1 protein-coding gene is annotated in these 1223 nt (G+C 57.2%); it reads left to right on the top strand.

Annotated elements, in window-relative coordinates; genetic code table 11:
- Positions 1-1223, top strand: a 1223-nt coding sequence (locus tag PL640_RS25475; protein ID WP_174033863.1) for a hypothetical protein, incomplete at both ends; no start/stop codon positions are given.

The raw sequence follows: 1223 nt of genomic DNA, 5'->3' as shown, positions 1-1223 counted from the left end.
GCGAGCTCTACCAGGACAAATTCCCAGCCTTGCCGGACTACACAGCCGCCATCGATCGGATTGCAAAACGCCAGGAAGTTGTCGCGGCACGTGGCGAGGAGAAAACTTCCGCCCCGATAGACCTGGCGCCCCAAACGCCGCCCGACGCTGCCGATGCGGCAGTCAATAACCAGAAAAGAATCGTCGAGGCCTTGCAGGCAGGCGACCACAAGAAGCTTGTGGAAACGCTAGCCGCAACCGGCTCCCTTGTTGAGAACACAAATCTCGTATCAACGTTGAAAGCGATAGCGCAGACTTATGAAAGAGACATTAGTGCGGACCCCGAGAAAGTCCGCGCTCTCTACGCCAACAAACGTGATCATGTAGATTTGCTTGCCGAAGAGATCGAAAAGCAGGGCCTTGCATCCGGTCGCCTGAGTGGCGACCCTGTCAGCTTCAAGGCGTTTAACAACAAGGATATCCGTTTCAGGGTCGGTGACAGGCTCAGCGTCACTAGCAGCTATAGGAATCTCATTGCCGGTGAAGCCGGCCGGATCGAAAAGATCGAAGGCAAATCCGTTACCTTCAAACCCGATGGCAGCAGTCAGAGCAAGACCTTCGAGGCCAGCACCGGCGAGCCGGGTGACAGGGGTGTCAAGGGCTATAAGATTGAGGGGCCCACGACAATCATCGGCTCCGCCTACGAAATCAGAAATCACGACGATGGCAGGCGCGTCGATCAGGTTTATGTCTTGCACAGTGCCATTTTCGGCTCAAATGCCGCGAGCGCCCTGTTGAGCAAGGCCGACGAACGAACCCAGGTTTTCACCGTGCAAAGCGACACGGCTGACAGACACATCTTGGCCAGCCAACTCAGCAAGCCTGGCAGCGAGCTCTATCAGGACAAATTCCCAGTCTCGCCGGACTACGCAGCCGCGATCGACCGGATCGCGAAACGCGAGGAACTTAGGGCCGGACGTGGCGAGGAAAGTCCTACTGTTCAAATGGAGCCGGTGAACCAAACGCCCTACGAGGCGGGACATTGGACGCCTGACAGTCAAAAATCTGTGGTGGAAGCCCTGCAGGCTGGCGATCACAAGAAGCTCGTGGAAACGCTCGCCGCAACCGGCTCCCTTGTCGAGAAAGCGGACGCCGGGTCGGCGCTGAAAGCAATGGCGGATGCTTACGAAAGGGATATCAAGGCAGATCCCGAAAAGGTCCGCATGCTCTATGCCAATCGGCGC

The sequence above is a fragment of the Agrobacterium sp. ST15.16.024 genome (assembly GCF_027956545.1).
GTDB lineage: Bacteria > Pseudomonadota > Alphaproteobacteria > Rhizobiales > Rhizobiaceae > Agrobacterium > Agrobacterium cucumeris.
The sequence above is the reverse complement of the archived record's forward strand: the minus strand, read 5'-3'. Positions and strand labels throughout refer to the sequence as shown.